The following is a 21,307-nucleotide window of genomic DNA, read 5'->3' on the forward strand; positions in this document are numbered from 1 at the left end:
GCCTGGTTGGCGGCCGGAGGCCTGACTGCTACCGTCTACCTAACAAATGTTTGGTGGAAAGGTAGCTGATCCTCCGATGACTGTCTCCACCGCATATCCGGCCGATACCGAGGGCGTGTGCGTCGTCACCGTCGACCGTCCACCCGTCAACGCGCTTCCCGTGCAGGGCTGGTACGACCTGGCCGACGCCGTCCGGGCGGCGGGCCGCGACCCGGAGGTGCGGTGCGTGGTCCTGGCCGCCGCCGGACGCGGCTTCAACGCCGGTGTGGACATCAAGGAGTTGCAGCGCGACCCGGGAGCCGGCTCCCTGATCGGCGTCAACCGGGGCTGCGCGGAGGCGTTCGAGGCCGTGTACGCGTGCGAGGTCCCGGTCGTCGCCGCCGTACAGGGGTTCTGCCTCGGCGGCGGTGTCGGCCTCGTCGGGAACGCCGACGCGATCGTGGCGAGCGAGGACGCCGTCTTCGGCCTGCCGGAGCTGGACCGGGGCGCGCTCGGCGCGGCGACCCATCTGGCCCGGCTGGTCCCGCAGCATCTGATGCGGACGCTGTACTACACCGCGCGCACGGTGACGGCGGCCGAACTGCTGGCCCACGGCTCGGTCTGGCGGGTCGTGCCGCCGAATGAACTGCTGGACGCAGCACTGGAGTTGGCAGCGGAGATCGCGCGTAAGGACGGCCATTTGCTGCGGCTGGCCAAGGTCGCGCTCAACGGCATCGATCCCGTCGACGTACGCCGGAGCTACCGCTACGAACAGGGCTTCACCTTCGAGGCGAGCCTGGCCGGGACCGCCGACCGGGTCCGTTCCGCCTTCGGCAAGGAGACCGGCCCATGAGTACGGTGTCCGCCGCGCGCGACAAGACCATGACGCCGGAGGAGGTCGTCGGCCGGCTGCGCAGTGGCATGACGATCGGCATCGGCGGCTGGGGCTCGCGGCGCAAACCGATGGCCCTGGTACGGGCGTTGCTCCGGTCCTCCGTCACCGACCTGACGGTGATCTCCTACGGCGGCCCGGACGTCGGGCTGCTCGCCGCCGAGGGCCGGATCGCCCGCCTGGTCACGGCGTTCGTGACGCTCGACTCCATCCCGCTGGAGCCGCACTACCGGGCGGCCCGGCAGCGCGGTGCGTTCGCGCTGACGGAGATCGACGAGGCGATGTTCATGTGGGGGCTGCACGCGGCGGCCAACCGGCTGCCGTTCCTGCCGGTGCGGGCGGGGCTCGGCTCCGATGTGATGAGGGTCAACCCGGAGCTGCGGACGGTGACTTCACCGTACGAGGACGGCGAGGAGTTCGTCGCGGTGCCGGCCCTGCGGATGGACGCGGCGCTGGTCCACCTGAACCGGGCGGACCGGCTGGGCAACGGCCAATACCTGGGCCCCGACCCGTACTTCGACGACCTGTTCTGCGAGGCGGCGGACGAGGCGTATGTCTCCTGCGAACGCCTGCTGGAGACGGCGGAGTTGACGAAAGGATCCGTGGCGCCGCAGACCCTCCTCGTCCAGCGGCACTCCGTCACCGGTGTGGTGGAGACACCGGGCGGCGCGCACTTCACCTCCTGCGTTCCCGACCAGCCGCGCGATGAGCCGTTCCAGAAGGCGTACGCGGCCGCGGCGGCGGACCCGGCGGCCTGGGCGGAGTTCAGCGCACGCTTCCTGCCTCCGGACGGCGACGAGAAGAGCTACCACCAGGCGGTCCGCACCTGGCACGAGGAGCGGAAATGACCCCATCCGCCTTCAAGGGCATCACCCGCGCCGAGTACTGCGTGATCGCCTGCGCGGAGGCCTGGCGTGGCGACGGCGAGGTGCTGGCGAGCCCGATGGGCGCGGTCCCGTCCGTCGGCGCGCGGCTGGCCCGGCTGACCTTCGCGCCCGAACTGCTGCTCACCGACGGCGAGGCGATGATCGTGGACGCGGACGGCGAGACGGAGGGCTGGCTCCCGTACCGCAAGCACCTCACTCTGGTGACCGGCGGGCGGCGGCACGTGATGATGGGCGCGAGCCAGATCGACCGGTTCGGCAACCAGAACATCTCCTGCATCGGCGCCTGGGAACGGCCCGACCGCCAGCTCCTGGGCGTACGCGGAGCGCCGGTCAACACGCTCAACAACCCGGTGAGTTACTGGATCCCCCGGCACTCGACCCGGGTCTTCGTCGAGCGGGTCGACATGGTCTGCGGGGTCGGACACGACCGGGCCGAGGCAGCGGGACACTCGGCCACGCGCTTCCACCGCATCCCTCAAGTCGTCAGCGATCTCGGCGTGTTCGACTTCGCGACCCCGGACCGCTCGATGCGGCTGGCCTCGGTCCACCCGGGCGTCACGGTGGACCAGGTCCGCGAAGCGACGGGCTTCACCCTCACCGTGCCCGACGACGTCCCGTACACCCGCGACCCCTCCCCCGCCGAACTCCACCTGATCCGCGAGGTCATCGACCCGGCGGGCACCCGTGACCGCGAGGTGCGGGCCTGATGCGTACAGCGCTCACGGACCTCACCGGTGTCCGCCACCCGATCGTGCAGACGGGTATGGGATGGGTCTCCGGTCCTCGCCTGGTCACGGCGACCGCGCGGGCGGGCGCGCTCGGCATCCTGGCTTCCGCGACGATGACGCCGGACCAACTGCGTTCCGCCGTAAGGGAGGTGAGGTCCCGGACGGACGCTCCGTTCGGCGTGAACCTGCGCGCGGACGCCGGAGACGCGCGGGAGCGGGTGCGGATCATCGTGGAGGAGGGTGTCCGGGTGGCTTCGTTCGCGCTGGCCCCGTCGAAGGAGCTCATCGCGGAGCTGAAGGACGCCGGGGTGGTGGTCATTCCGTCGGCGGGGGCCCGGCGGCATGCGGAGAAGGTGGCGGCGTGGGGCGCGGACGCGGTGATCGTGCAGGGCGGCGAGGGCGGCGGACATACCGGGAGCGTGGCGACGACGGTGCTGCTGCCGCAGGTGGTCGACGCGGTGGACATCCCGGTGATCGCGGCGGGCGGCTTCCACGACGGGCGCGGGCTGGTGGCGGCGCTGGCGTACGGGGCGGCGGGCGTGGCTATGGGGACCAGGTTCCTGCTGACCTCGGACTCGACGGTGCCGGATGCGGTGAAGGCGCGGTATCTGGCGGCCACGGTCCGGGACATCACGCTGACGACCGCCGTGGACGGGCTCCCGCACCGGATGCTCCGTACGGAGATGGTGGCGGAGCTGGAGGGAGCGGGACGGATGCGTGCGCTGTCCCGGGCGGTGCGGCAGGCCGCCCGCTTCCGGCGGATCTCCGGGCACAGCTGGCCGGGGATGGTGCGGGACGGGTTGGCGCTGCGGCACGGCAAAGAGCTGACCTGGGGCCAGGTGTTGCTGGCGGCGAACACGCCGATGCTGCTGAGGGCGGCGATGGTGGAGGGCCGCGTGGATGTGGGCATCATGGCGTCCGGCCAGGTCGCGGCCCTGATCGAGGACCTGCCGAGCGTGGGGATGCTGGTGGGGCGGGTGATGGCGGAGGCGGATGACGCCTTGGCATCGCTGCCGTTGCGCGAGCGCAACGACTCGGCGGCGCGTTCCGGCTCGGTGGCGCCTTCCGGCCCGGCTGCCGACTCAAGCCCGCCCGGCGCTTGAGGACGGGCCCGACACTTCCAGCCCGTCCGGCGATCGAGGACACCCACGGAGACCGGCGGCCGAGGCCGGGGCCCTTTCGGGACTCTGCCCCGGACCCCGGTCCTCAATCGCCCGGACGGCTCACTATGCGTCGCCCGGCACTCGAAGTGCCGAACGGCTGGGACAGGCCACCTCTACGCGGCCCGACGCCCCCGCGCAGGCGCACCGGACCGCGCCGCACCGCCGGCACGGCCCGCGCCACCGCCGGCCGTGCCACCGGCACCCGCACCGGACCCCCGCCGCCCCCGACCCCGGCTCCCGGAACGCACCGTGCCGCCGCCGGAGCCGGCCGAGCCGGAACCGCCCGACCTCGTCCGCTGCTTCGGCGGCGTCGGCTGCGGGACCTCGATCACGATCGCGACACCCGACGGCTCACGCGCGCCCGTGATGCGGGACAGCTCCTCGTCGCTGGAGGTGACCCGCGTGGTGCGCGGCGCGATGCCCGCGTCCTGCATCAGCCGGGTCATCTCCCGCTTCTCCTCGGGCAGCACCAGCGTGACGACGCTGCCGGACTCACCGGCGCGCGCCGTGCGGCCGCCACGGTGGAGGTAGTCCTTGTGGTCGGTCGGCGGGTCCACGTTCACGACGAGGTCGAGGTCGTCGACGTGGATGCCACGGGCCGCCACGTTCGTCGCGACGAGCGCGGTGACCTGGCCGTTCTTGAACTGGTCAAGCGTCCGGTTGCGCTGCGGCTGCGAGCGCCCGCCGTGCAGCGCGGCAGCCCGTACACCGCTGGCGAGAAGCCGCTTGGCGAAGCGGTCGGCGGCGCGCTTGGTGTCGACGAACATGATCACGCGGCCCTCACGGGCGGCGATCTTCGTGGCGACGGCCTTCTTGTCCGTCTCGTCCAGGACGTGGAGCACGTGGTGCTCCATCGTGGTGACCGCACCGGCGGACGGGTCGACGGAGTGGACGACCGGGTCGGTGAGGAACATCTTGACGAGGCGGTCGATGTTCTTGTCCAGGGTCGCGGAGAACAGCATCCGCTGCCCGTCCGCCTCGACCTGCTTGAGCAGGGCGACGACCTGCGGCATGAAGCCCATGTCGGCCATCTGGTCGGCCTCGTCGAGGACGGTGATGGAGACCTCGTCCAGCCGGCAGTCACCGCGCTCGATGAGGTCCTTGAGCCGGCCCGGCGTGGCGACGAGCACTTCGGCGCCGCGCCGCAGCGTGGCGGACTGCCGGGTGATCGACATACCGCCGACGACCGTGGCGAGCCGCAGGTTCACGGCGGTGGCGTACGGGGTGAGCGCGTCGGTGACCTGCTGGGCCAGCTCACGGGTCGGGACGAGGACCATGGCCAGCGGGGCACGCGGCTCGCTGCGGCGCCCGGCGGTGCGGGCGAGCAGGGCCAGGCCGAAGGCGAGGGTCTTGCCGGAGCCGGTGCGGCCACGGCCGAGGATGTCCCGGCCGGCCAGCGAGTTCGGCAGGGTCGCGCCCTGGATCGGGAACGGCTCGATGACGCCCTGTGCGGCAAGGGTCTTCAGCAGCGCGGCCGGCATGTCGAGGTCGGCGAAGGCCTCGACGGAAGGCAGCGCCGGGGTCACCGTCTCCGGCAGCGCGAACTCGCCCTGCGGCGGAGTGGCGCGGCGACGGGCCGGAGCCTTGGAGCGGGCGCCACCGCCACGGTTGCCCGACGCTGCCTGAGCGCCACCGCCACGGTTGCCCGACGGCGCCTGGGCGGAGGAGCCCTGGCCGCGGCCACGGGCCGGGCGGGAGCGGGGGGTGCGGTCCTGGCGTTCGAAGCGGGTCATACGGAATTGCCCTCCTGGGGGATTCCTGGGCAACTACGGATGCGGATGGCCGCCGGTGTGCTTGTCCGACCGCTGGTCGTGCGCCCCCAGGATGCGCGCACAAAGCGGATGGTTCTCTCGGACAGCTCAAAGATTCGGACAGCTCAAAAAGGTCGGACAGCACAAACCGGGGCCCGCACCTGTACGGTGCGGGCCCCGGTCAGCGAGGTACGCGTCGCGGCAATCAGGCCGGGACGATGTTCTCCGCCTGCGGGCCCTTCTGGCCCTGCGTGACGTCGAAGGAGACCTTCTGGCCCTCCTGGAGCTCACGGAAGCCCGAGGTGGCGATGTTGGAGTAGTGGGCGAAGACGTCGGCGCCGCCGCCGTCCTGCTCGATGAAGCCGAAGCCCTTTTCCGAGTTGAACCACTTCACGGTACCGGTGGCCATGTCATTCTCCTAAAACAGGTGCAGTGCCGAGAATCCGCACTTTACGGATTCCAAGTCGCCGCATTGAGCCCCATCCGGAGAAAGCCGGAAAACAATAAAGCGCCTGAGGAAGCATTCCCGTCAGGCGCACATAAAGTTCATGGGTACCAAAACTGCAACGGGAACACCGTAGCACGTCCTCCCTTCCGGTGGTGGATCACGCCACGCCGTGGGAGGGAAGGGGCCTCACAGGCGCTCGACGACGGTGACGTTGGCCTGGCCGCCGCCCTCGCACATGGTCTGGAGCCCGTAGCGGCCGCCGGTGCGTTCCAGCTCGTGCAGGAGCGTGGTCATCAGCTTGGCGCCGGTCGCGCCGAGCGGATGGCCGAGCGCGATGGCCCCGCCGTTGACGTTGACGCGCTCGGGGTCCGCGCCGGTCTCCCTCAGCCAGGCGAGGACCACCGGCGCGAAGGCCTCGTTGATCTCGACCAGGTCGATGGCGTCGATCGTGAGGCCGGTCTTCTTCAAGGCGTACGCGGTGGCCGGGATCGGCGCGGAGAGCATGCGGATCGGGTCCTCGCCTCGTACGGAGAGGTGGTGGATCCGGGCGCGCGGGGTCAGGCCGTGTTCGGCGACGGCCCGCTCCGAGGCGATGAGCAGCGCGGCGGCCCCGTCGGAGACCTGCGATGAGCAGGCGGCGGTGATCGTGCCGCCGGGCAGGACGGGGCTCAGTGCGGCCATCTTCTCCAGGGTCGTGTCGCGGCGCGGGCCCTCGTCCACGGTGACCTTCCCGTACGCGACGGTCTCGCGCGTGAAGCGGCCCTCGTCGATGGCGCGGACGGCGCGCCGGTGGGAGGTGAGCGCGTACTCCTCCATGTCCCGGCGGCCGATGTTCCACTTCTCCGCGATGAGCTGCGCGCCGTGGAACTGGCTGACGGGCGCGTCGCCGTACCGCGCGCGCCAGCCCACGCTGCCCGCGTACGGGCCCTCGGTGAGGCCGAGCGGTTCGGCGGCCTGGCGGGAGGCGAAGGCGATCGGGATCTGGGTCATGTTCTGCGTGCCGCCCGCCACCACGAGGTCCTGGGTGCCGGAGAGGACGCCTTGGGCCGCGAAGTGGAGGGCCTGCTGGGAGGAGCCGCACTGCCGGTCGATGGTGACGCCCGGCACCTCCTCGGGCAGCCCGGCGGCCAGCCAGGACGTACGGGCGATGTCGCCGGCCTGCGGTCCGACGGTGTCCAGGCAGCCGAAGACGACGTCCTCCACGGCCGCCGGGTCGACACCCGAGCGGGCGATCAGCTCCCGCAGCACATGGGCGCCGAGGTCTGCGGGATGGACGGCCCCGAGGCCTCCTCGGCGCCGTCCGACAGGTGTCCGTACCGCTTCGACGATGTAGGCCTCGGCCATGGCTGCTGCTCCTCGGTCGTCAGGAGGTGGCTAGGTGCGCAGAGCGATCCCGTCCAGCACCATCGACAGGTACTGGCGGGCGATCTCCTCGGGGCTGTGGTGTCCGCCGGGCCGGTACCAGGAGGCGGCGACCCAGACGGTGTCGCGGACGAAGCGGTAGGTGAGGCGGATGTCCAGGTCGGCGCGGAAGGCGCCTTCGGCGACGCCGCGTTCCAGCGTGGAGAGCCAGGCCTTCTCGAACTTCGTCTGCGAGTCGGTGAGGTAGGCGAAGCGCGGCTGGGTGGCGAGGTGCTTGGACTCCTTCTGGTAGATCGCGACGGCCGGTCGGTGCCGGTCGATCTCCCGGAAGGACTCGGTCACCAGTGCCTCGATGGTCTCGCGCGGGCCGAGTCCGGCCGCCAGGACCGCGTCGTACCCCTGCCAGAGCTCGTCGAGGAAGGCGGAGAGGATCTCGTCGATCATCGATTCCTTGGAATCGAAGTGGTAGTAGAGGCTGCCGGCGAGCATCCCCGCCTCGTCCGCGATGCGGCGGACGGTGGTGGCGTTGTATCCCTGGGCGGCGAAGACCTCGGCGGCGGTGGCGAGGAGTTCGCGGCGCCGTTCGGGGGTGGGGGTCACCTGGGGCTTCTTCTTGGTAGGCACCGGTCCATTGTCCGCCCGCGGCCTGGGTGTTCACGCATGCTGGCTGCTGACGGCGACGACCTCGCCGGTCATGTAGGACGAGTAGCCGCTCGCCAGGAAGACGATGACGTTGGCGATCTCCCAGGGCTCGGCGTACCGGCCGAAGGCCTCCTTCTCGGTGAGTTCGGTGAGCAGGTCGGCGGAGGTGACCTTGGCCAGGTGCGGGTGCATGGCGAGGCTCGGAGCGACGGCGTTGACGCGTACGCCGTAGTCGGCGGCTTCGAGCGCGGCGCAGCGGGTGAGGGCCATGACGCCGGCCTTGGCGGCGGCGTAGTGGGCCTGACCGCGCTGGGCGCGCCAGCCGGCGACGGAGGCGTTGTTGACGATCACGCCTCCGGTTCCGGCGGCCTTGAGTGAGCGCAGGGCCGCGCGGGTGCAGCGGAAGGTGCCGTTCAACGTGACGTCGAGGATCTTCGTCCACTGGTCGTCGGTCATCTCGGTGAGTTCGGCGGTGCCGCCGAGGCCGGCGTTGTTGACGACGATGTCGAGGCCGCCGTGGGTGCGTTCGGCGTGGGCGAAGAGGGCCTGGACCTGGTTCTCGTCGGTTACGTCGCAGGTCAGCGCGGTGACGCGGTCGGCGCCGAACTCGTCGGCGAGGGCGTGCGCGCTCTCCTTCAACCGCCTGGCGTGGGCGTCGCCGATGGTGACGCGGGCGCCTTCCTCCAGGAAGCGGCGGGCGGTGGCACCGCCGATGCCGGCTCCGGCGGCGGCGGTGACGACGGCGGTGCGGCCGGTCAGCAGGCCGTGGCCCGGCAGGTAGTGCGGTGCGCTCATCGGCCCGTCCCTCGCGTCTCGACGACTCCTCGACGGTGCTTGGGCCGTACGTTAACCTACCAAACACTTGTTAGGGAACAGCCTCGGCGACAGCGACGCCCTCACGGAAGGCAGGCCCCTCATGGATCTGGCGCGGACACCACGGACGGAAGCGCTGCGAGCCGGGGCGAGGGAATGGCTCCGCGACCATGTGCCCGCCCGGCCGCTCCCGTCGCTGGAGACGGCGGAGGGGTTCGCCGCGCACCGGGCGTGGGAGGCGGAGCTGTACGCGGGCGGGTGGTCGGCTCTCTCCTGGCCCGAGGAGTACGGAGGCCGGGGCGCGGATCTCTTCGGGTGGCTGGCGTTCGAGGAGGAGTACTGGGCGGCGGGCGCGCCGGGCCGGGTCGCGCAGAACGGGATCAGCCTCCTCGCGCCGACCCTCTTCGAGCACGGCACCGCCGACCAGCGGGCCCGGGTGCTGCCGGCGATGGCGAGCGGTGAGGTGATCTGGGCGCAGGCCTGGTCGGAGCCGGAGGCCGGATCGGATCTGGCGGCGCTGCGGTCGCGGGCGGTGCGGACGGCGGGCGGCTGGCTGCTGTCGGGACAGAAGACGTGGTCGTCGCGGGCGGCGTTCGCGGACCGGGCGTTCGGCATCTTCCGTACGGACCCGGCGGCGGCGAAACCGCACCAAGGGCTCACGTACCTGATGTTCGGACTGCGGGCGCCCGGGGTCACGGTCCGGCCGATCGGGCGGCTGGACGGGAAGCCCGCGTTCGCCGAGATCTTCCTGGACGAGGTCTTCGTACCGGACGAGGACGTCATCGGAGAGCCGGGCCGCGGCTGGCACATCGCCATGGCCGCCACCGGCAACGAACGCGGCCTCACCCTCCGCTCCCCCGGCCGCTTCCTGGCCGCCGCCGACCGGCTGACGGCCCTGTGGCGCGCGGCGGGCGACCCGGAGGACACCGCCGTACGGGACCGGGTGGCGGACGCGGTGATCGGCGCGCGGGCGTACCGGCTGTTCACGGCCGCCTCCGCGTCCCGGTTCGCGGCGGGGACGCCGCTGGGAGCTGAGTCGAGCCTGAACAAAATCTTCTGGTCGGAGTACGACATCGCGCTCCACGAGACCGCGTTCGACCTGCTCGGCCCGGACGCGGAGGCGGACGGGCCCTGGGCGGAGGGATACGTCTTCGCGCTGGCGGGACCGGTCTACGCCGGGACCAACGAGATCCAGCGCGACATCGTCGCCGAGCGGCTGCTCGGCCTGCCGAAGGGACGGCGCTGATGCGTTTCCTCCTCACCGGCGAGCAGCGGGAGTTCGCGCGCTCGCTGGACGCGCTGCTGACGGCGGCCGATACGCCTGCGGTGGTACGGGCGTGGGCCGCCGGTGATCACGGACCGGGGCTGGATCTGTGGCGGCGGCTGGCGGAGGCGGGAGTGTTCGCGCTGGCGGTGCCGGAGGCGTACGGAGGTGCGGGCCCGCTCCCGGTGGAGACGGCCGTGGCGTTCGTGGAGCTGGGCCGCCATGGAGTGCCGGGGCCGGTGGTGGAGAGCGTGGCGGTGGCGGTGCTGCTGGGCGCGGTGGGCGGTCCGGCGGCCGAGGAGTGGCTGCCGAGGATCGCGGACGGTACGGCGGTGGCATCGCTGGTCCTGGAGGCGTACAGGCCGTACGCGCTGGACGCCGATGTGGCGGAGGCGGTGTTCGTGGTGACCGGGGACGAGCTGCGACTGACGCGGGATCCCGGAAAGCCCATGACCTCCATGGACCCGGCCCGGCGGCTCTTCCGTCCGGCGGCGGGCGGCGAGGTGGTGGCCTCCGGGGCCCGGGTGCGCGAGGCGGCAAGGGCGGCGGGCACCCGGGCCACCTTCGCGACGGCGGCCCAGGCGCTCGGCTGCGGCGAGGCGCTGCTGCGGGCGACGGTGGCGTACGTCAAGCAGCGCACCCAGTTCGGCGCGCCCGTCGGCTCCTTCCAGGCCGTCAAGCACCGCCTCGCGGACACCTTGCTCGGCCTGGAGTTCGCGAGACCGCTGCTGTACGGGGCAGCGGTGGAGCTGGCCGAGGACGCGCCCGGGGCCGGGGCGGCGGTGGCGGCGGCGAAGGTGGCGGCGGGCGAGGCGGCGTACGCGGCGGCCCGCACCGCGGTGCACCTGCACGGCGCGGTCGGTTACACCGAGGAGCTGGACCTGGCGTGGTGGCTGCGCCGGGCCCGGCCGCTGCGGGACGCGTGGGGGACGCCGTCGGCGTGCCGGGCGCGGGTGCTGGAGGGTTGAGAACCTCTCAGGTCCGGAGCGGCGTCACTTCCGGCGTACCGTACGCAGCGGCTGTCCGGGCCGCCAGGACTCGATGACCAGGAAGTCACCGTCCAGACCGATGCGGACCGCCTCCGTCAGCTCGGCGCGGAAGAGGTGGAAGGGCTGGGGCGGGTCGGCGTCCTCGATGACGCGGGCGAGGAACTCCGGGTCGGTCACCTCGACGGCCCGGCCGCTGACCCGGACATCGCCGTCGCCCATCTCGGCGTCGGGGCCCGGGTTGGCGTGGAGCGCGAAGCGCGGGTCGCGGCGCAGGTCCAGGGCCTTGCGGGAGTCCGGCATCATGCCGAGCAGCAGCTCGCCGAAGCGGAAGTCGGCCTCCAGGCCGGTGGCGCGCGGCGAGCCGTCCGCGCGCACGGTGGCGAGGACGTGGTGCTTGTAGAGCTGGAAGCGCCGGCGCACGGTGTCGGCGAAGACAGGCTCGGCGGCGGCGAAGCCACTCCAGGAGAGAGGTGAGGAAGACGTCATGGCCGCCATGGAACACCTGATACCCGACACCTTCTGTCCGGTATCGCTGACCTTCTCCGGCCGCTCACACGTCCGAGAACGTGATGACCACCGCCTGGCCCATCGTCCGCAGCACGCCCGGCGATCCGTCCTCGGCGAGCACCGCGTCGTAGCGGTCGAGCCGGATGTCCGTCCCGTCGAGCACGGCGCCGTCGTCCAGCGAGAGCGCGAGCACCGCGCCGCCCGGCGGCGCCATGAGGCGTACGGTGCCGCAGACGACCGCGGTCTCCGCCCGCGTACGCCCTCTGCGGTACATGACGTTCAGGTTGACGACGGGACCGGCCAGCAGGAAGCCGTCGGTCGGCGTGTCGCCGGCGAAGTCGTGCGGCCACAGCGGCTCGTCGACGATGTGGTGTTCGCCGCCGACGACGAGGTCCATGCCCGCGCCTTCGACCACCGTCAGCGTGCGGTCGACGTCCGGGAAGAGCGAGAACGGGCCGTCGGCGGTGACGTCGGCGAGGCTCACCCGCCAGTCGAACCCGTCGCCTCCTGCGGGCGCGGCCGCCACCTCGCGGGTCAGGCCGCCGGCGTTCTTCCACGGGACGGGCGTACGGTCGGCGGCGCGCAGGATCCGCGTACTCATCGGACGATCCCCTGAGCCTCGGCGGCGGCCAGCCAGGACGGGAACTCCGTGAGCAGCCGGTCGTACAGCTCGGTGTCCGAGACCTTCCGCGGGTCGAGCCCGGCGTGAAAGTATCCGGCGTTGTCCACGACCCGCTTGGCCGGGACGGCCAGCTCGTCCAGCTTGCGCAGGAAGTCGAACTGACTGCTGCGGGTGTCGCCGAAGCCGACGAACTGCCAGAACAGCGGCAGCTTCGCGGCCTTGCAGAGGTAGCGCTCGGCGGCCGGCTTGCTGATCGGTCCGCCGTCCGTCTGGAAGACGACGAGGGCGGGCGCGGTGGAGCCGCTGTCGAGGTAGTGGTCGATGACCGCGTCCATCGCCAGGTGGTAACTGGTCTTCCCCATGTGCCCGAGGCCCGCCACGATCTGGTCGATCCGGCCGCGGTGGTTGTCGAGCGCGATGTCGGTGACCGCGTCGATGTCCGTGGAGAAGAAGACGACGGGCACGCGGCCGTCGTCGTCGAGGTTGGCCGAGAGGCCCAGCACCCGGTCGGCGAGCGCCTGGACGCTGCCGTCCTTGTAGTAGTCACGCATCGAACCGGAGTGGTCGAGGACGAGGTAGACGGCCGCGCGCCGGCCGTTCAGTCCGTGCTTCTCCAGCGAGACGCCGGCGCTCTTGTACAGGCTGACGAGCCCGGGAGCCGTCTCCCGTACCTTCTCCAGGCTGATGGCCGGGCAGGTGGCGGCCGCCGTGTTCACGCCGTGCATGGCGCCCCCTCTGTGCGGTCCGTGCTCTGCGGACCTAGAGCATAGGGGTGCCCCGGCGCCGGAGGTGCCCGTACCGGTTCGCTATCTTGATCGCCGCCGACCTGCGCCGGCCCCGCAGCGCACTCCCAGTGAAGGAGCCGGTCATGGAGGCCGCCGCCACCACGTGTTACCGCCATCCGTCGTACGAGACGTATGTCCGCTGCACCCGCTGCGAGCGCACCATCTGCCCCGACTGCATGCACGAGGCCTCGGTGGGCTACCACTGCGCGGAGTGCGTGAAGGAGGGCCGGCGCTCGGTGCGGCAGGCCCGGACGGTGTTCGGCGGTGCGGTGGCCGGAGCGGTGGCGCCGGCGGTGACGTACGTACTGATGGCGCTCAATGTGGTGGCGTACGTCGCCGAAGTGGTCCGGCCCGAGATCGTGGACCGGTTCGCGGTGCTCGGTGCGGCGCTGACCGGGCCGGACGGCGAGCAGTACTACTACCGGGGCGAGACGTTCGCCGGGTACGAGCTGACGGGCATCGCGGACGGCGAGTGGTACCGGCTGGTGACCGGGGCCTTCCTGCATCTGCCGCCGGACGCCTCGTTCGGCGTGATGCACCTGCTGTTCAACATGTTCGCGCTGTGGAACATCGGCCGGGTGGTGGAGGGTCAGCTCGGCCGGGCCCGGTATCTGGCGCTGTATCTGCTGTCGGCGGTGGGCGGTTCCGTCGCCGTGTATCTGCTGGCGCCGGACACCTCCACCGTGGGCGCCTCGGGTGCGGTGTTCGGTCTTGCGGCCTCGTACTGGGTGATCAACCGGCGGCTCGGCCATGACATGGCGGCAGTGAACCGGTTCATGGCCGGGTTCCTGCTCTGGATGGTGCTCTCGGCGCTGTTCACCTCGTGGCAGGGGCACCTGGGCGGGCTGGTGACCGGGGCGGTGGTGACGTACGGACTCGCCTACGCGCCGGCGCGGCTGCGAACCCGGCCGGTCCAGCTGGCGGGCGCGGTGGTGCTGGTGGTCCTGTTCGCGGTGGCGGTGGTGGTGCAGACCACGGAGCTGACGGGCGGCGCGGTCCGGCTGGGCGGCTGAGGACCTCCGGAGGAAACCAGGCCCGCTGGAGGAAACCGGCCCCGGACGCGCCACGGCGCCCACTGAGTCCGGTCGGGGACAGGCGGGCGCCGCGTTCAGTTCCGTACGCCGTTGTACGGGACGTTTCGTGGGGGCTCACCCCCGGGCCGCGTGGCCCAGGGGGAACCCGGGTGGTGCTCAGACCAGCAGGGACCGGTCCGTCGGGCGGATCGGCGCGTGCAGGGCGCTGGTCCCGGTCAGGAAGCGGTCCACACCGCGGGCGGCGGAGCGGCCCTCGGCGATCGCCCAGACGATCAGCGACTGGCCGCGGCCCGCGTCACCGGCGACGTAGACGCCGTCGACGTTGGTCGCGTAGCTCTCGTCGCGGGCGACGTTGCCACGTGCGTCGAGCTCCAGGCCGAACTGCTGGACCAGACCGTTGGACTGGTCGGTTCCGGTGAAGCCCATGGCGAGGGTGACGAGCTGCGCGGGGATGCGCCGCTCCGTGCCGGGCTTCTGCTCCAGCTTACCGTCCTTGAACTCGACCTCGACCAGGTGGAGGGCCGCGACGTTTCCGTCCTCGTCGCCCTCGAAGTGGGTGGTGGAGACGGAGTAGACCCGCTCGCCGCCCTCCTCGTGCGCGGAGGTGACCTTGTAGAGCATCGGGAAGGTCGGCCACGGCTGGTTCGGGTTCCGGTCCTCGCCCGGCTTCGGCATGATCTCCAGCTGGGTGACGGAGGCCGCGCCCTGGCGGTGGGCGGTGCCGACGCAGTCGGCGCCGGTGTCGCCGCCGCCGATGACGACGACGTCCTTGCCGCCGGCGTGGATCGGGGCGACGGTCAGGTCGCCCTCCTGCACCTTGTTGGCGAGCGGCAGGTACTCCATCGCGAAGTGGATGCCGCCCAGCTCACGGCCGGGGGCCGGCAGGTCGCGGGAGACGGTGGCACCGGCCGCGATGACGACCGCGTCGTAGCGGCGGCGGAGCTTGGCGGCGTCGATGTCCTGGCCGATCTCCACACCGGTACGGAACTTGGTGCCTTCCAGGCGCATCTGCTCGATGCGGCGGTTGATGTGCGACTTCTCCATCTTGAACTCGGGGATGCCGTAGCGGAGGAGGCCTCCGATGCGGTCCGCGCGCTCGTAGACGACGACGGTGTGGCCGGCCCGGGTCAGCTGCTGGGCGGCGGCGAGTCCCGCCGGGCCCGAGCCGATGACGGCGACGGTCTTGCCGGAGAGGCGCTCGGGCGGCTGCGGGGTGACGTCGCCGCTCTCCCACGCCTTGTCGATGATGGAGACCTCGACGTTCTTGATGGTGACGGCCGGCTGGTTGATGCCGAGCACGCACGCCGACTCGCACGGCGCCGGGCAGAGCCGCCCGGTGAACTCCGGGAAGTTGTTCGTGGCGTGCAGCCGCTCGGAGGCGGCGGTCCAGTCCTCGCGGTAGGCGTAGTCGTTCCACTCGGGGATGAGGTTTCCGAGCGGGCAGCCGTTGTGGCAGAACGGGATGCCGCAGTCCATGCAGCGGCCGGCCTGCTTGCTGATGATCGGGAGCAGCGAGCCCGGAACGTAGACCTCGTTCCAGTCCTTGACGCGCTCGGCCACGGGGCGGGTCTGGGCGACCTCGCGTCCGGTGGTCAGGAAGCCCTTGGGGTCAGCCATTGATCGCCGCCTCCATCATCTTCTCGGTGGTCTCCTGCTCGGAGAGACCGGCGAGCTCAGCGGCGTCCTTGGCGGCGAGCACTGCCTTGTACGTGGACGGGATGATCTTGCTGAAGCGGGACACCGCGGTGTCCCACTCGGCGAGGAGCTTCTCCGCGACGGTGGAGCCGGTCTCCTCGTGGTGGCGGCGCACGACGTCGTGCAGCCACTGCCGGTCGGTGTCCGTGAGCTCCTCGATCGCGCCGAGGTTGCCCACGTTGACGTTGTCGCGGTTCAGGTCGATGACGTACGCGACGCCGCCCGACATACCGGCGGCGAAGTTGCGTCCGGTCTCGCCGAGGACGACGGCGTGGCCGCCGGTCATGTACTCGCAGCCGTGGTCGCCGACGCCTTCGGAGACGACGGTCGCGCCGGAGTTGCGGACGCAGAAGCGCTCGCCGGTGCGGCCACGCAGGAAGAGCTCGCCGCCGGTCGCTCCGTAGCCGATGGTGTTGCCGGCGATGGTGGAGTACTCGGCGAGGTGGTCGGCGCCGCGGTCCGGGCGGACGATCACACGGCCGCCGGAGAGGCCCTTGCCGACGTAGTCGTTGGCGTCGCCCTCCAGGCGCAGCGTGACGCCGCGCGGGAGGAAGGCGCCGAAGGACTGGCCGGCGGAGCCGGTGAAGGTGATGTCGATGGTGTTCTCGGGCAGGCCCGCACCGCCGAACTTCTTGGTCACCTCGTGGCCGAGCATGGTGCCGACCGTGCGGTTGATGTTGCGGATGGCGACCTGCGCGCGGACCGGCTGGGCGGCCTCGGGGCTTATCGCGCCGAGCGCGTCGGCGGCCAGCTTGATCAGCTGGTTGTCGAGCGCCTTGGTCAGGCCGTGGTCCTGCTCGACGATCCGGTGGCGGACCGCGCCGTCGGGCAGGTCGGGGACGTAGAAGAGCGGGGCCAGGTCGAGGCCCTGCGCCTTCCAGTGGGTGACGGCCCGGTCGGTGTCGAGCAGCTCGGCGTGGCCGACGGCCTCCTCGATGGAGCGGAAGCCCAGCTCGGCGAGGATCTCGCGGACCTCTTCGGCGATGAACTCGAAGAAGTTGACGACGTACTCGGCCTTGCCGGAGAACCGGTCGCGGAGCACCGGGTTCTGCGTGGCGATGCCGACCGGGCAGGTGTCCAGGTGGCAGACGCGCATCATGACGCAGCCGGAGACGACGAGCGGCGCGGTCGCGAAACCGAACTCCTCGGCGCCGAGCAGCGCGGCGATGACGACGTCGCGGCCGGTCTTGAGCTGGCCGTCGGTCTGGACGACGATGCGGTCGCGCAGGCCGTTGAGCAGCAAGGTCTGCTGGGTCTCGGCGAGACCGAGCTCCCAGGGGCCGCCCGCGTGCTTGAGCGAGGTGAGCGGCGATGCGCCCGTTCCGCCGTCGTGGCCGGAGATCAGGACGACGTCCGCGTGGGCCTTGGAGACACCGGCGGCGACCGTGCCGACGCCGACCTCGGAGACCAGCTTCACGTGGATCCGCGCCTGCGGGTTCGCGTTCTTCAGGTCGTGGATCAGCTGGGCGAGGTCTTCGATGGAGTAGATGTCGTGGTGCGGCGGCGGCGAGATGAGGCCGACGCCGGGCGTCGAGTGACGCGTCTTGGCGACCCACGGATAGACCTTGTGGCCGGGCAGCTGGCCGCCCTCGCCGGGCTTGGCGCCCTGCGCCATCTTGATCTGGATGTCGTCCGCGTTGACCAGGTATTCGCTGGTCACACCGAAGCGGCCGGAGGCGACCTGCTTGATGGACGAGCGGCGCGCCGGGTCGTACAGGCGGTCGGCGTCCTCGCCGCCCTCGCCGGTGTTCGACTTGCCGCCGAGCTGGTTCATCGCGATGGCGAGCGTCTCGTGCGCCTCGCGGGAGATCGAGCCGTACGACATGGCGCCGGTGGAGAACCGCTTGACGATCTCGGAGGCGGGCTCGACCTCGTCGATGGAGATCGGCTCGCGGCCGGAGTCGAAGCCGAAGAGGCCGCGGAGCGTCATCAGGCGCTCGGACTGCTCGTTCACCCGGTCCGTGTACTGCTTGAAGATGTCGTAGCGGCGGTTGCGGGTGGCGTGCTGGAGGCGGAAGACCGTCTCCGGGTCGAACAGGTGCGGCTCGCCCTCCCGGCGCCACTGGTACTCGCCGCCGATCTCCAGCGCGCGGTGCGAGGCCGCGATGCCGGAGGCCGGGTACGCCTTCGTGTGCCGGGCGGCGACCTCCTTGGCGACGACGTCCAGGCCGGCGCCGCCGATCTTGGTGGCGGTGCCGTTGAAGTACGTCGCGACGAAGGCCTCGTCCAGGCCGATGGCCTCGAAGACCTGGGCGCCGCGGTAGGAGGCGACGGTGGAGATGCCCATCTTGGACATGACCTTGAGGACGCCCTTGCCGAGCGCGTAGATCAGGTTCCGGATGGCCTGCTCGACCTCGATGTCCTCGATGAACGTGCCGGCGCGGACCAGGTCCTCGACGGACTCCATGGCGAGGTACGGGTTGACCGCGGCGGCGCCGTAACCGATGAGCAGCGCGACGTGGTGGACCTCGCGGACGTCACCGGCCTCGACCAGTAGGCCCACCTGGGTGCGCTGCTTGGTGCGGATGAGGTGGTGGTGGACGGCGGAGGTGAGCAGCAGCGACGGGATCGGCGCGTGCTCGGCGTCGGAGTGCCGGTCGGAGAGGACGATGAGGCGGGCGCCGTCCTCTATGGCGGCGTCGACCTCGTCGCAGATCTTCTCCAGCCGCGCGGCCAGCGCGTCGCCGCCGCCGCTGACCCGGTAGAGGCCGGAGAGGGTCGCGGCGCGCATGCCGGGCATGTCGCCGTCGGCGTTGATGTGTATCAGCTTGGCGAGCTCGTCGTTGTCGATCACCGGGAACGGCAGCGTGACGCTGCGGGCCGCGGCGGCGGTCGGCTCCAGGATGTTGCCCTGCGGGCCGAGCGAGGAGCGCAGCGAGGTGACGAGCTCCTCGCGGATGGCGTCCAGCGGCGGGTTGGTGACCTGGGCGAAGAGCTGGGTGAAGTAGTCGAAGAGCAACCGGGGACGCTCGGAGAGCGCGGCGATCGGCGAGTCGGTGCCCATGGAGCCGAGCGGCTCACCGGCGGTGCGGGCCATCGGCGCGAGGATGATGCGCAGCTCTTCCTCGGTGTAACCGAAGGTCTGCTGGCGACGGGTGACCGAGGCGTGGGTGTGCACGATGTGCTCGCGCTCGGGCAGGTCGCTCAGCTCGATCTCGCCGGTCTGCAGCCACTCCTGGTACGGCTGCTCGGCGGCGAGGGACGCCTTGATCTCGTCGTCCTCGATGATGCGGTGCTCGGCGGTGTCGACGAGGAACATCCGGCCGGGCTGGAGGCGGCCCTTGCGGACGACCTTGGCCGGGTCGATGTCCAGGACGCCGACCTCGGAGGAGAGGACGACGAGGCCGTCGTCGGTGACCCAGTAGCGGCCGGGGCGCAGACCGTTGCGGTCGAGGACCGCGCCGACCTGCACGCCGTCGGTGAAGGTGACGCAGGCCGGTCCGTCCCAGGGCTCCATCATCGCGGAGTGGTACTGGTAGAAGGCGCGCCGGGCCGGGTCCATCGAGTCGTGGTTCTCCCACGCCTCGGGAACCATCATCAGCACCGAGTGCGGCAGCGAGCGGCCGCCGAGGTGGAGCAGCTCCAGGACCTCGTCGAAGGAGGCCGAGTCGGAGGCGTCCGGGGTGCAGACGGGGAAGATCCGGTCGAGCTGGGCCTCGCCGAAGAGGCTGGAGGCCAGCTGGGACTCGCGGGCCTTCATCCAGTTGCGGTTGCCCTTGACCGTGTTGATCTCGCCGTTGTGCGCGACGAAGCGGTACGGGTGGGCCAGCGGCCAGCTCGGGAAGGTGTTGGTGGAGAAGCGGGAGTGGACCAGCGCGACCGTGGAGGCGAAGCGGCGGTCGGAGAGGTCCGGGAAGAACGGCTCCAGCTGCCCGGTGGTGAGCATGCCCTTGTAGACGATGGTGCGGGCGGAGAGCGAGGGGAAGTACACCCCGGCCTCACGCTCGGCACGCTTGCGCAGGACGAACGCCTTGCGGTCCAGGACGATGCCGGCGGACTCGCCGTCGGCGACGAAGACCTGGCGGAACTCGGGCATCGTGGCGCGGGCGCCGTTGCCGAGAAGTGCGGGGGTGACCGGGACGTCACGCCAGCCGAGGACGGAGAGGCCCTCCTGGGTGGCGATCTCCTCGATCGTGCGGACGGCCTCGGTGGAGCCGTCGGCGGGGAGGAAGGCGATACCGACGGCGTACGAACCCGCCTCGGGAAGCTCGAACGGGGTCTCGGCGCGCAGGAAGGCGTCGGGGACCTGGCACAGGATGCCGGCACCGTCGCCGGAATCGGGCTCGGAGCCGGTGGCGCCGCGGTGTTCGAGGTTGCGCAGTACGGTCAGCGCCTGCTCGACCAGCTCATGGCTGGCCACACCGGTCAGAGTGGCCACGAACCCGACGCCACAGGCGTCGTGCTCGTTACGGGGGTCGTACATCCCCTGCTGGGCGGGGCGACCGTCCATGGGCGACCAGGCGTCGATACGCATCGGCTCTCCCGTCGTCGTCGTGGCATTTGCGGTGCCGAGGGACGACGTTGGCCCTCTGCGAAATTTCGTGCAGGTTACATGATGGGGCGCTTCTCAAGAAGCGGAAGGCGCGTTCCAACATACGGACACCACGGTGACCGGAAGTGACTGGGTGACCAGAGGTGACCGCTGACCGGAGGTGGGTCGCTGTCGGATGGTCGGCGCCCGGGGACCCGCAGAGGGCAGGCGTCGTTGCCTGCGGTGCCTACGGCTCATGCCCGGCGGCAAGGGAAACGAAACCACCGAGTAACGGCTACTTATGTGCAGCCCTGCATAGAGACTCATTTTACGGCCGCGGGACCGCTCCCGCCCAGGGGGCGGTGCCAAGACGTACGTCACACGGGTTGCCGCACGGTTAAGCCGTTCGGGCGGGTTCGTTACGCCGTGCACCCCGCCCCGAACACGTCTCTCCGTCAGCCGACCGCGACACCGAACAAGGTGCCGAGCCCGTACGTCAGCGCCGCCGCGCCACCACCGAGGGCGAGCTGCCGCAGCCCGCTGAACCACCAGCTGCGGGCCGTCACCCGGGCCACCGCCGCACCGCAGCCGAAGAGGCCGAGCAGCGCGAGGAGTACCGAGGGCCACAGCGCGCTCGCGCCGAGGAGATACGGCAGCACGGGCAGCAGAGCACCGAGCGCGAAGGCGCCGAAGGAGGAGACGGCGGCCACCAGCGGGGACGGCAGATCGTTCGGGTCGATGCCGAGCTCCTCGCGGGCGTGGATCTCCAGCGCCTGCTCCGGGTCGCGCGAGAGCTGCCGGGCCACCTCGCCGGCCAGCGGAGCGTCCACGCCCCGGGCCTCGTAGAGCGCGGCCAGCTCGGCCATCTCATCCATAGGGTGCTTACGCAGCTCGCGACGCTCGACGGCCAGCTCGGCCTCGACCAGCTCGCGCTGGGAGGCGACGGAGGTGTACTCACCGGCCGCCATGGAGAACGCACCGGCCGCGAGTCCCGCGAGTCCGGTGATGACGATGGTCTGCTGTGAGACCGCACCACCGGCGACACCGGTCATCAGAGCGAGGTTGGAGACCAGACCGTCCATGGCGCCGAAGACGGCGGGGCGCAGCCAGCCGCCGTTCACATCCCGGTGGGTGTGGTTGTCCCGGTGCGCCTCGTGCAGAACGGCGTCGGTCTCGATGATGGCCACTGCTCACTTCTCCCTTGCCGTACAACTTTCGACAAAGTCCAAAGTACGCCTGCCGCACGATCTTCGCCAGAAAGGCAGTCCTGCCTTA

18 protein-coding genes are annotated in these 21,307 nt (G+C 71.3%); 7 read left to right on the forward strand and 11 right to left on the reverse strand.

Annotation, left to right across the window (positions count from 1 at the left end; genetic code table 11):
* Positions 1-76 precede the first annotated feature (76 nt).
* Genes ABZ267_RS15740 through ABZ267_RS15755 form a run of 4 tightly spaced genes read left to right on the forward strand, consistent with a single transcriptional unit; the run spans position 77 to position 3,589 of the window.
* On the forward strand, positions 77-832 hold the full coding sequence (locus ABZ267_RS15740) for an enoyl-CoA hydratase family protein (RefSeq protein ID WP_356748735.1): 756 nt from the start codon (positions 77-79) through the stop codon (positions 830-832).
* Positions 829-1,719 carry a CoA-transferase gene (locus tag ABZ267_RS15745; RefSeq protein WP_356748737.1) on the forward strand — a complete coding sequence of 297 codons (891 nt, stop codon included), beginning with the start codon at positions 829-831 and terminating at the stop codon, positions 1,717-1,719. The genes ABZ267_RS15740 and ABZ267_RS15745 overlap by 4 nt, the downstream gene beginning before the upstream one ends.
* A complete protein-coding gene (locus ABZ267_RS15750; RefSeq protein ID WP_356748739.1) occupies positions 1,716-2,465 on the forward strand; it encodes a CoA-transferase in 750 nt (249 codons plus the stop codon). The genes ABZ267_RS15745 and ABZ267_RS15750 overlap by 4 nt, the downstream gene beginning before the upstream one ends.
* Positions 2,465-3,589, forward strand: a complete 1,125-nt coding sequence (locus tag ABZ267_RS15755; RefSeq protein ID WP_356748741.1) for a nitronate monooxygenase — start codon at positions 2,465-2,467, stop codon at positions 3,587-3,589. Before ABZ267_RS15750 ends, ABZ267_RS15755 begins: the two co-directional genes overlap by 1 nt.
* Before the next feature lie 173 nt (positions 3,590-3,762).
* Here the strand turns inward: ABZ267_RS15755 and ABZ267_RS15760 are convergent, their stop codons facing one another.
* The 5 genes from ABZ267_RS15760 to ABZ267_RS15780 form a co-directional block, all read right to left on the reverse strand.
* Positions 3,763-5,382, reverse strand: a complete 1,620-nt coding sequence (locus ABZ267_RS15760) for a DEAD/DEAH box helicase (protein ID WP_356748743.1) — start codon at positions 5,380-5,382, stop codon at positions 3,763-3,765.
* 223 nt (positions 5,383-5,605) lie between these two features.
* A complete protein-coding gene (locus tag ABZ267_RS15765) occupies positions 5,606-5,809 on the reverse strand; it encodes a cold-shock protein (RefSeq protein WP_003969786.1) in 204 nt (67 codons plus the stop codon).
* A gap of 225 nt (positions 5,810-6,034) precedes the next feature.
* A complete protein-coding gene (locus ABZ267_RS15770) occupies positions 6,035-7,192 on the reverse strand; it encodes an acetyl-CoA C-acetyltransferase (RefSeq protein WP_356748745.1) in 1,158 nt (385 codons plus the stop codon).
* A gap of 30 nt (positions 7,193-7,222) precedes the next feature.
* Positions 7,223-7,834 carry a TetR/AcrR family transcriptional regulator gene (locus tag ABZ267_RS15775; RefSeq protein ID WP_356748747.1) on the reverse strand — a complete coding sequence of 204 codons (612 nt, stop codon included), beginning with the start codon at positions 7,832-7,834 and terminating at the stop codon, positions 7,223-7,225.
* Between the two features lie 30 nt (positions 7,835-7,864).
* Positions 7,865-8,647 (reverse strand): SDR family oxidoreductase, encoded by a 783-nt coding sequence (locus ABZ267_RS15780; RefSeq protein WP_356748749.1) that lies wholly within the window; start codon positions 8,645-8,647, stop codon positions 7,865-7,867.
* 121 nt (positions 8,648-8,768) lie between these two features.
* Here ABZ267_RS15780 and ABZ267_RS15785 point away from each other — a divergent pair, with 121 nt between their 5' ends.
* A complete protein-coding gene (locus tag ABZ267_RS15785) occupies positions 8,769-9,911 on the forward strand; it encodes an acyl-CoA dehydrogenase family protein (protein ID WP_356748751.1) in 1,143 nt (380 codons plus the stop codon).
* Complete coding sequence (locus tag ABZ267_RS15790; RefSeq protein ID WP_356748753.1) at positions 9,911-10,897, forward strand: acyl-CoA dehydrogenase family protein; 987 nt, start codon at positions 9,911-9,913, stop codon at positions 10,895-10,897. The genes ABZ267_RS15785 and ABZ267_RS15790 overlap by 1 nt, the downstream gene beginning before the upstream one ends.
* Before the next feature lie 24 nt (positions 10,898-10,921).
* Here the strand turns inward: ABZ267_RS15790 and ABZ267_RS15795 are convergent, their stop codons facing one another.
* The 3 genes from ABZ267_RS15795 to ABZ267_RS15805 are packed head-to-tail and all read right to left on the reverse strand — an operon-like array spanning position 10,922 to position 12,772.
* The gene (locus ABZ267_RS15795; RefSeq protein WP_356748755.1) at positions 10,922-11,413 is read right to left on the reverse strand and encodes a pyridoxamine 5'-phosphate oxidase family protein; all 492 of its coding nucleotides are present in this window, start codon (positions 11,411-11,413) and stop codon (positions 10,922-10,924) included.
* A 55-nt stretch (positions 11,414-11,468) separates the two neighbouring features.
* Complete coding sequence (locus ABZ267_RS15800; RefSeq protein WP_356748757.1) at positions 11,469-12,026, reverse strand: HutD family protein; 558 nt, start codon at positions 12,024-12,026, stop codon at positions 11,469-11,471.
* On the reverse strand, positions 12,023-12,772 hold the full coding sequence (locus tag ABZ267_RS15805) for a VWA domain-containing protein (protein WP_356748759.1): 750 nt from the start codon (positions 12,770-12,772) through the stop codon (positions 12,023-12,025). Before ABZ267_RS15805 ends, ABZ267_RS15800 begins: the two co-directional genes overlap by 4 nt.
* Positions 12,773-12,915: 143 nt before the next feature.
* Between ABZ267_RS15805 and ABZ267_RS15810 the strand changes: the two genes are divergently transcribed.
* Positions 12,916-13,845 (forward strand): rhomboid family intramembrane serine protease, encoded by a 930-nt coding sequence (locus ABZ267_RS15810; protein WP_356748760.1) that lies wholly within the window; start codon positions 12,916-12,918, stop codon positions 13,843-13,845.
* A gap of 177 nt (positions 13,846-14,022) precedes the next feature.
* Here the strand turns inward: ABZ267_RS15810 and ABZ267_RS15815 are convergent, their stop codons facing one another.
* The 3 genes from ABZ267_RS15815 to ABZ267_RS15825 form a co-directional block, all read right to left on the reverse strand.
* On the reverse strand, positions 14,023-15,483 hold the full coding sequence (locus ABZ267_RS15815; RefSeq protein ID WP_356748762.1) for a glutamate synthase subunit beta: 1,461 nt from the start codon (positions 15,481-15,483) through the stop codon (positions 14,023-14,025).
* Positions 15,476-20,035 carry a glutamate synthase large subunit gene (gene gltB, locus ABZ267_RS15820; protein ID WP_356748764.1) on the reverse strand — a complete coding sequence of 1,520 codons (4,560 nt, stop codon included), beginning with the start codon at positions 20,033-20,035 and terminating at the stop codon, positions 15,476-15,478. Before gltB ends, ABZ267_RS15815 begins: the two co-directional genes overlap by 8 nt.
* A 452-nt stretch (positions 20,036-20,487) precedes the next feature.
* The gene (locus ABZ267_RS15825) at positions 20,488-21,219 is read right to left on the reverse strand and encodes a VIT1/CCC1 transporter family protein (protein ID WP_356748766.1); all 732 of its coding nucleotides are present in this window, start codon (positions 21,217-21,219) and stop codon (positions 20,488-20,490) included.
* Positions 21,220-21,307: the final 88 nt, after the last annotated feature.

The sequence above is a fragment of the Streptomyces sp. NPDC006174 genome (genome assembly GCF_040614075.1).
Taxonomy (GTDB): Bacteria; Actinomycetota; Actinomycetes; order Streptomycetales; family Streptomycetaceae; genus Streptomyces.

What these genes read in the sequence shown, in the direction of transcription:
- ABZ267_RS15740 (WP_356748735.1), top strand. Translation starts at nt 77, where the DNA reads ATGACTGTCTCCACCGCATATCCGGCCGATACCGAGGGCGTGTGCGTC.
- ABZ267_RS15745 (WP_356748737.1), top strand. Translation starts at nt 829, where the DNA reads ATGAGTACGGTGTCCGCCGCGCGCGACAAGACCATGACGCCGGAGGAG.
- ABZ267_RS15750 (WP_356748739.1), top strand. Translation starts at nt 1,716, where the DNA reads ATGACCCCATCCGCCTTCAAGGGCATCACCCGCGCCGAGTACTGCGTG.
- ABZ267_RS15755 (WP_356748741.1), top strand. Translation starts at nt 2,465, where the DNA reads ATGCGTACAGCGCTCACGGACCTCACCGGTGTCCGCCACCCGATCGTG.
- ABZ267_RS15760 (WP_356748743.1), bottom strand. Translation starts at nt 5,382, where the DNA reads ATGACCCGCTTCGAACGCCAGGACCGCACCCCCCGCTCCCGCCCGGCC.
- ABZ267_RS15765 (WP_003969786.1), bottom strand. Translation starts at nt 5,809, where the DNA reads ATGGCCACCGGTACCGTGAAGTGGTTCAACTCGGAAAAGGGCTTCGGC.
- ABZ267_RS15770 (WP_356748745.1), bottom strand. Translation starts at nt 7,192, where the DNA reads ATGGCCGAGGCCTACATCGTCGAAGCGGTACGGACACCTGTCGGACGG.
- ABZ267_RS15780 (WP_356748749.1), bottom strand. Translation starts at nt 8,647, where the DNA reads ATGAGCGCACCGCACTACCTGCCGGGCCACGGCCTGCTGACCGGCCGC.
- ABZ267_RS15785 (WP_356748751.1), top strand. Translation starts at nt 8,769, where the DNA reads ATGGATCTGGCGCGGACACCACGGACGGAAGCGCTGCGAGCCGGGGCG.
- ABZ267_RS15790 (WP_356748753.1), top strand. Translation starts at nt 9,911, where the DNA reads ATGCGTTTCCTCCTCACCGGCGAGCAGCGGGAGTTCGCGCGCTCGCTG.
- ABZ267_RS15795 (WP_356748755.1), bottom strand. Translation starts at nt 11,413, where the DNA reads ATGGCGGCCATGACGTCTTCCTCACCTCTCTCCTGGAGTGGCTTCGCC.
- ABZ267_RS15800 (WP_356748757.1), bottom strand. Translation starts at nt 12,026, where the DNA reads ATGAGTACGCGGATCCTGCGCGCCGCCGACCGTACGCCCGTCCCGTGG.
- ABZ267_RS15805 (WP_356748759.1), bottom strand. Translation starts at nt 12,772, where the DNA reads ATGCACGGCGTGAACACGGCGGCCGCCACCTGCCCGGCCATCAGCCTG.
- ABZ267_RS15810 (WP_356748760.1), top strand. Translation starts at nt 12,916, where the DNA reads ATGGAGGCCGCCGCCACCACGTGTTACCGCCATCCGTCGTACGAGACG.
- ABZ267_RS15815 (WP_356748762.1), bottom strand. Translation starts at nt 15,483, where the DNA reads ATGGCTGACCCCAAGGGCTTCCTGACCACCGGACGCGAGGTCGCCCAG.
- gltB (WP_356748764.1), bottom strand. Translation starts at nt 20,035, where the DNA reads ATGCGTATCGACGCCTGGTCGCCCATGGACGGTCGCCCCGCCCAGCAG.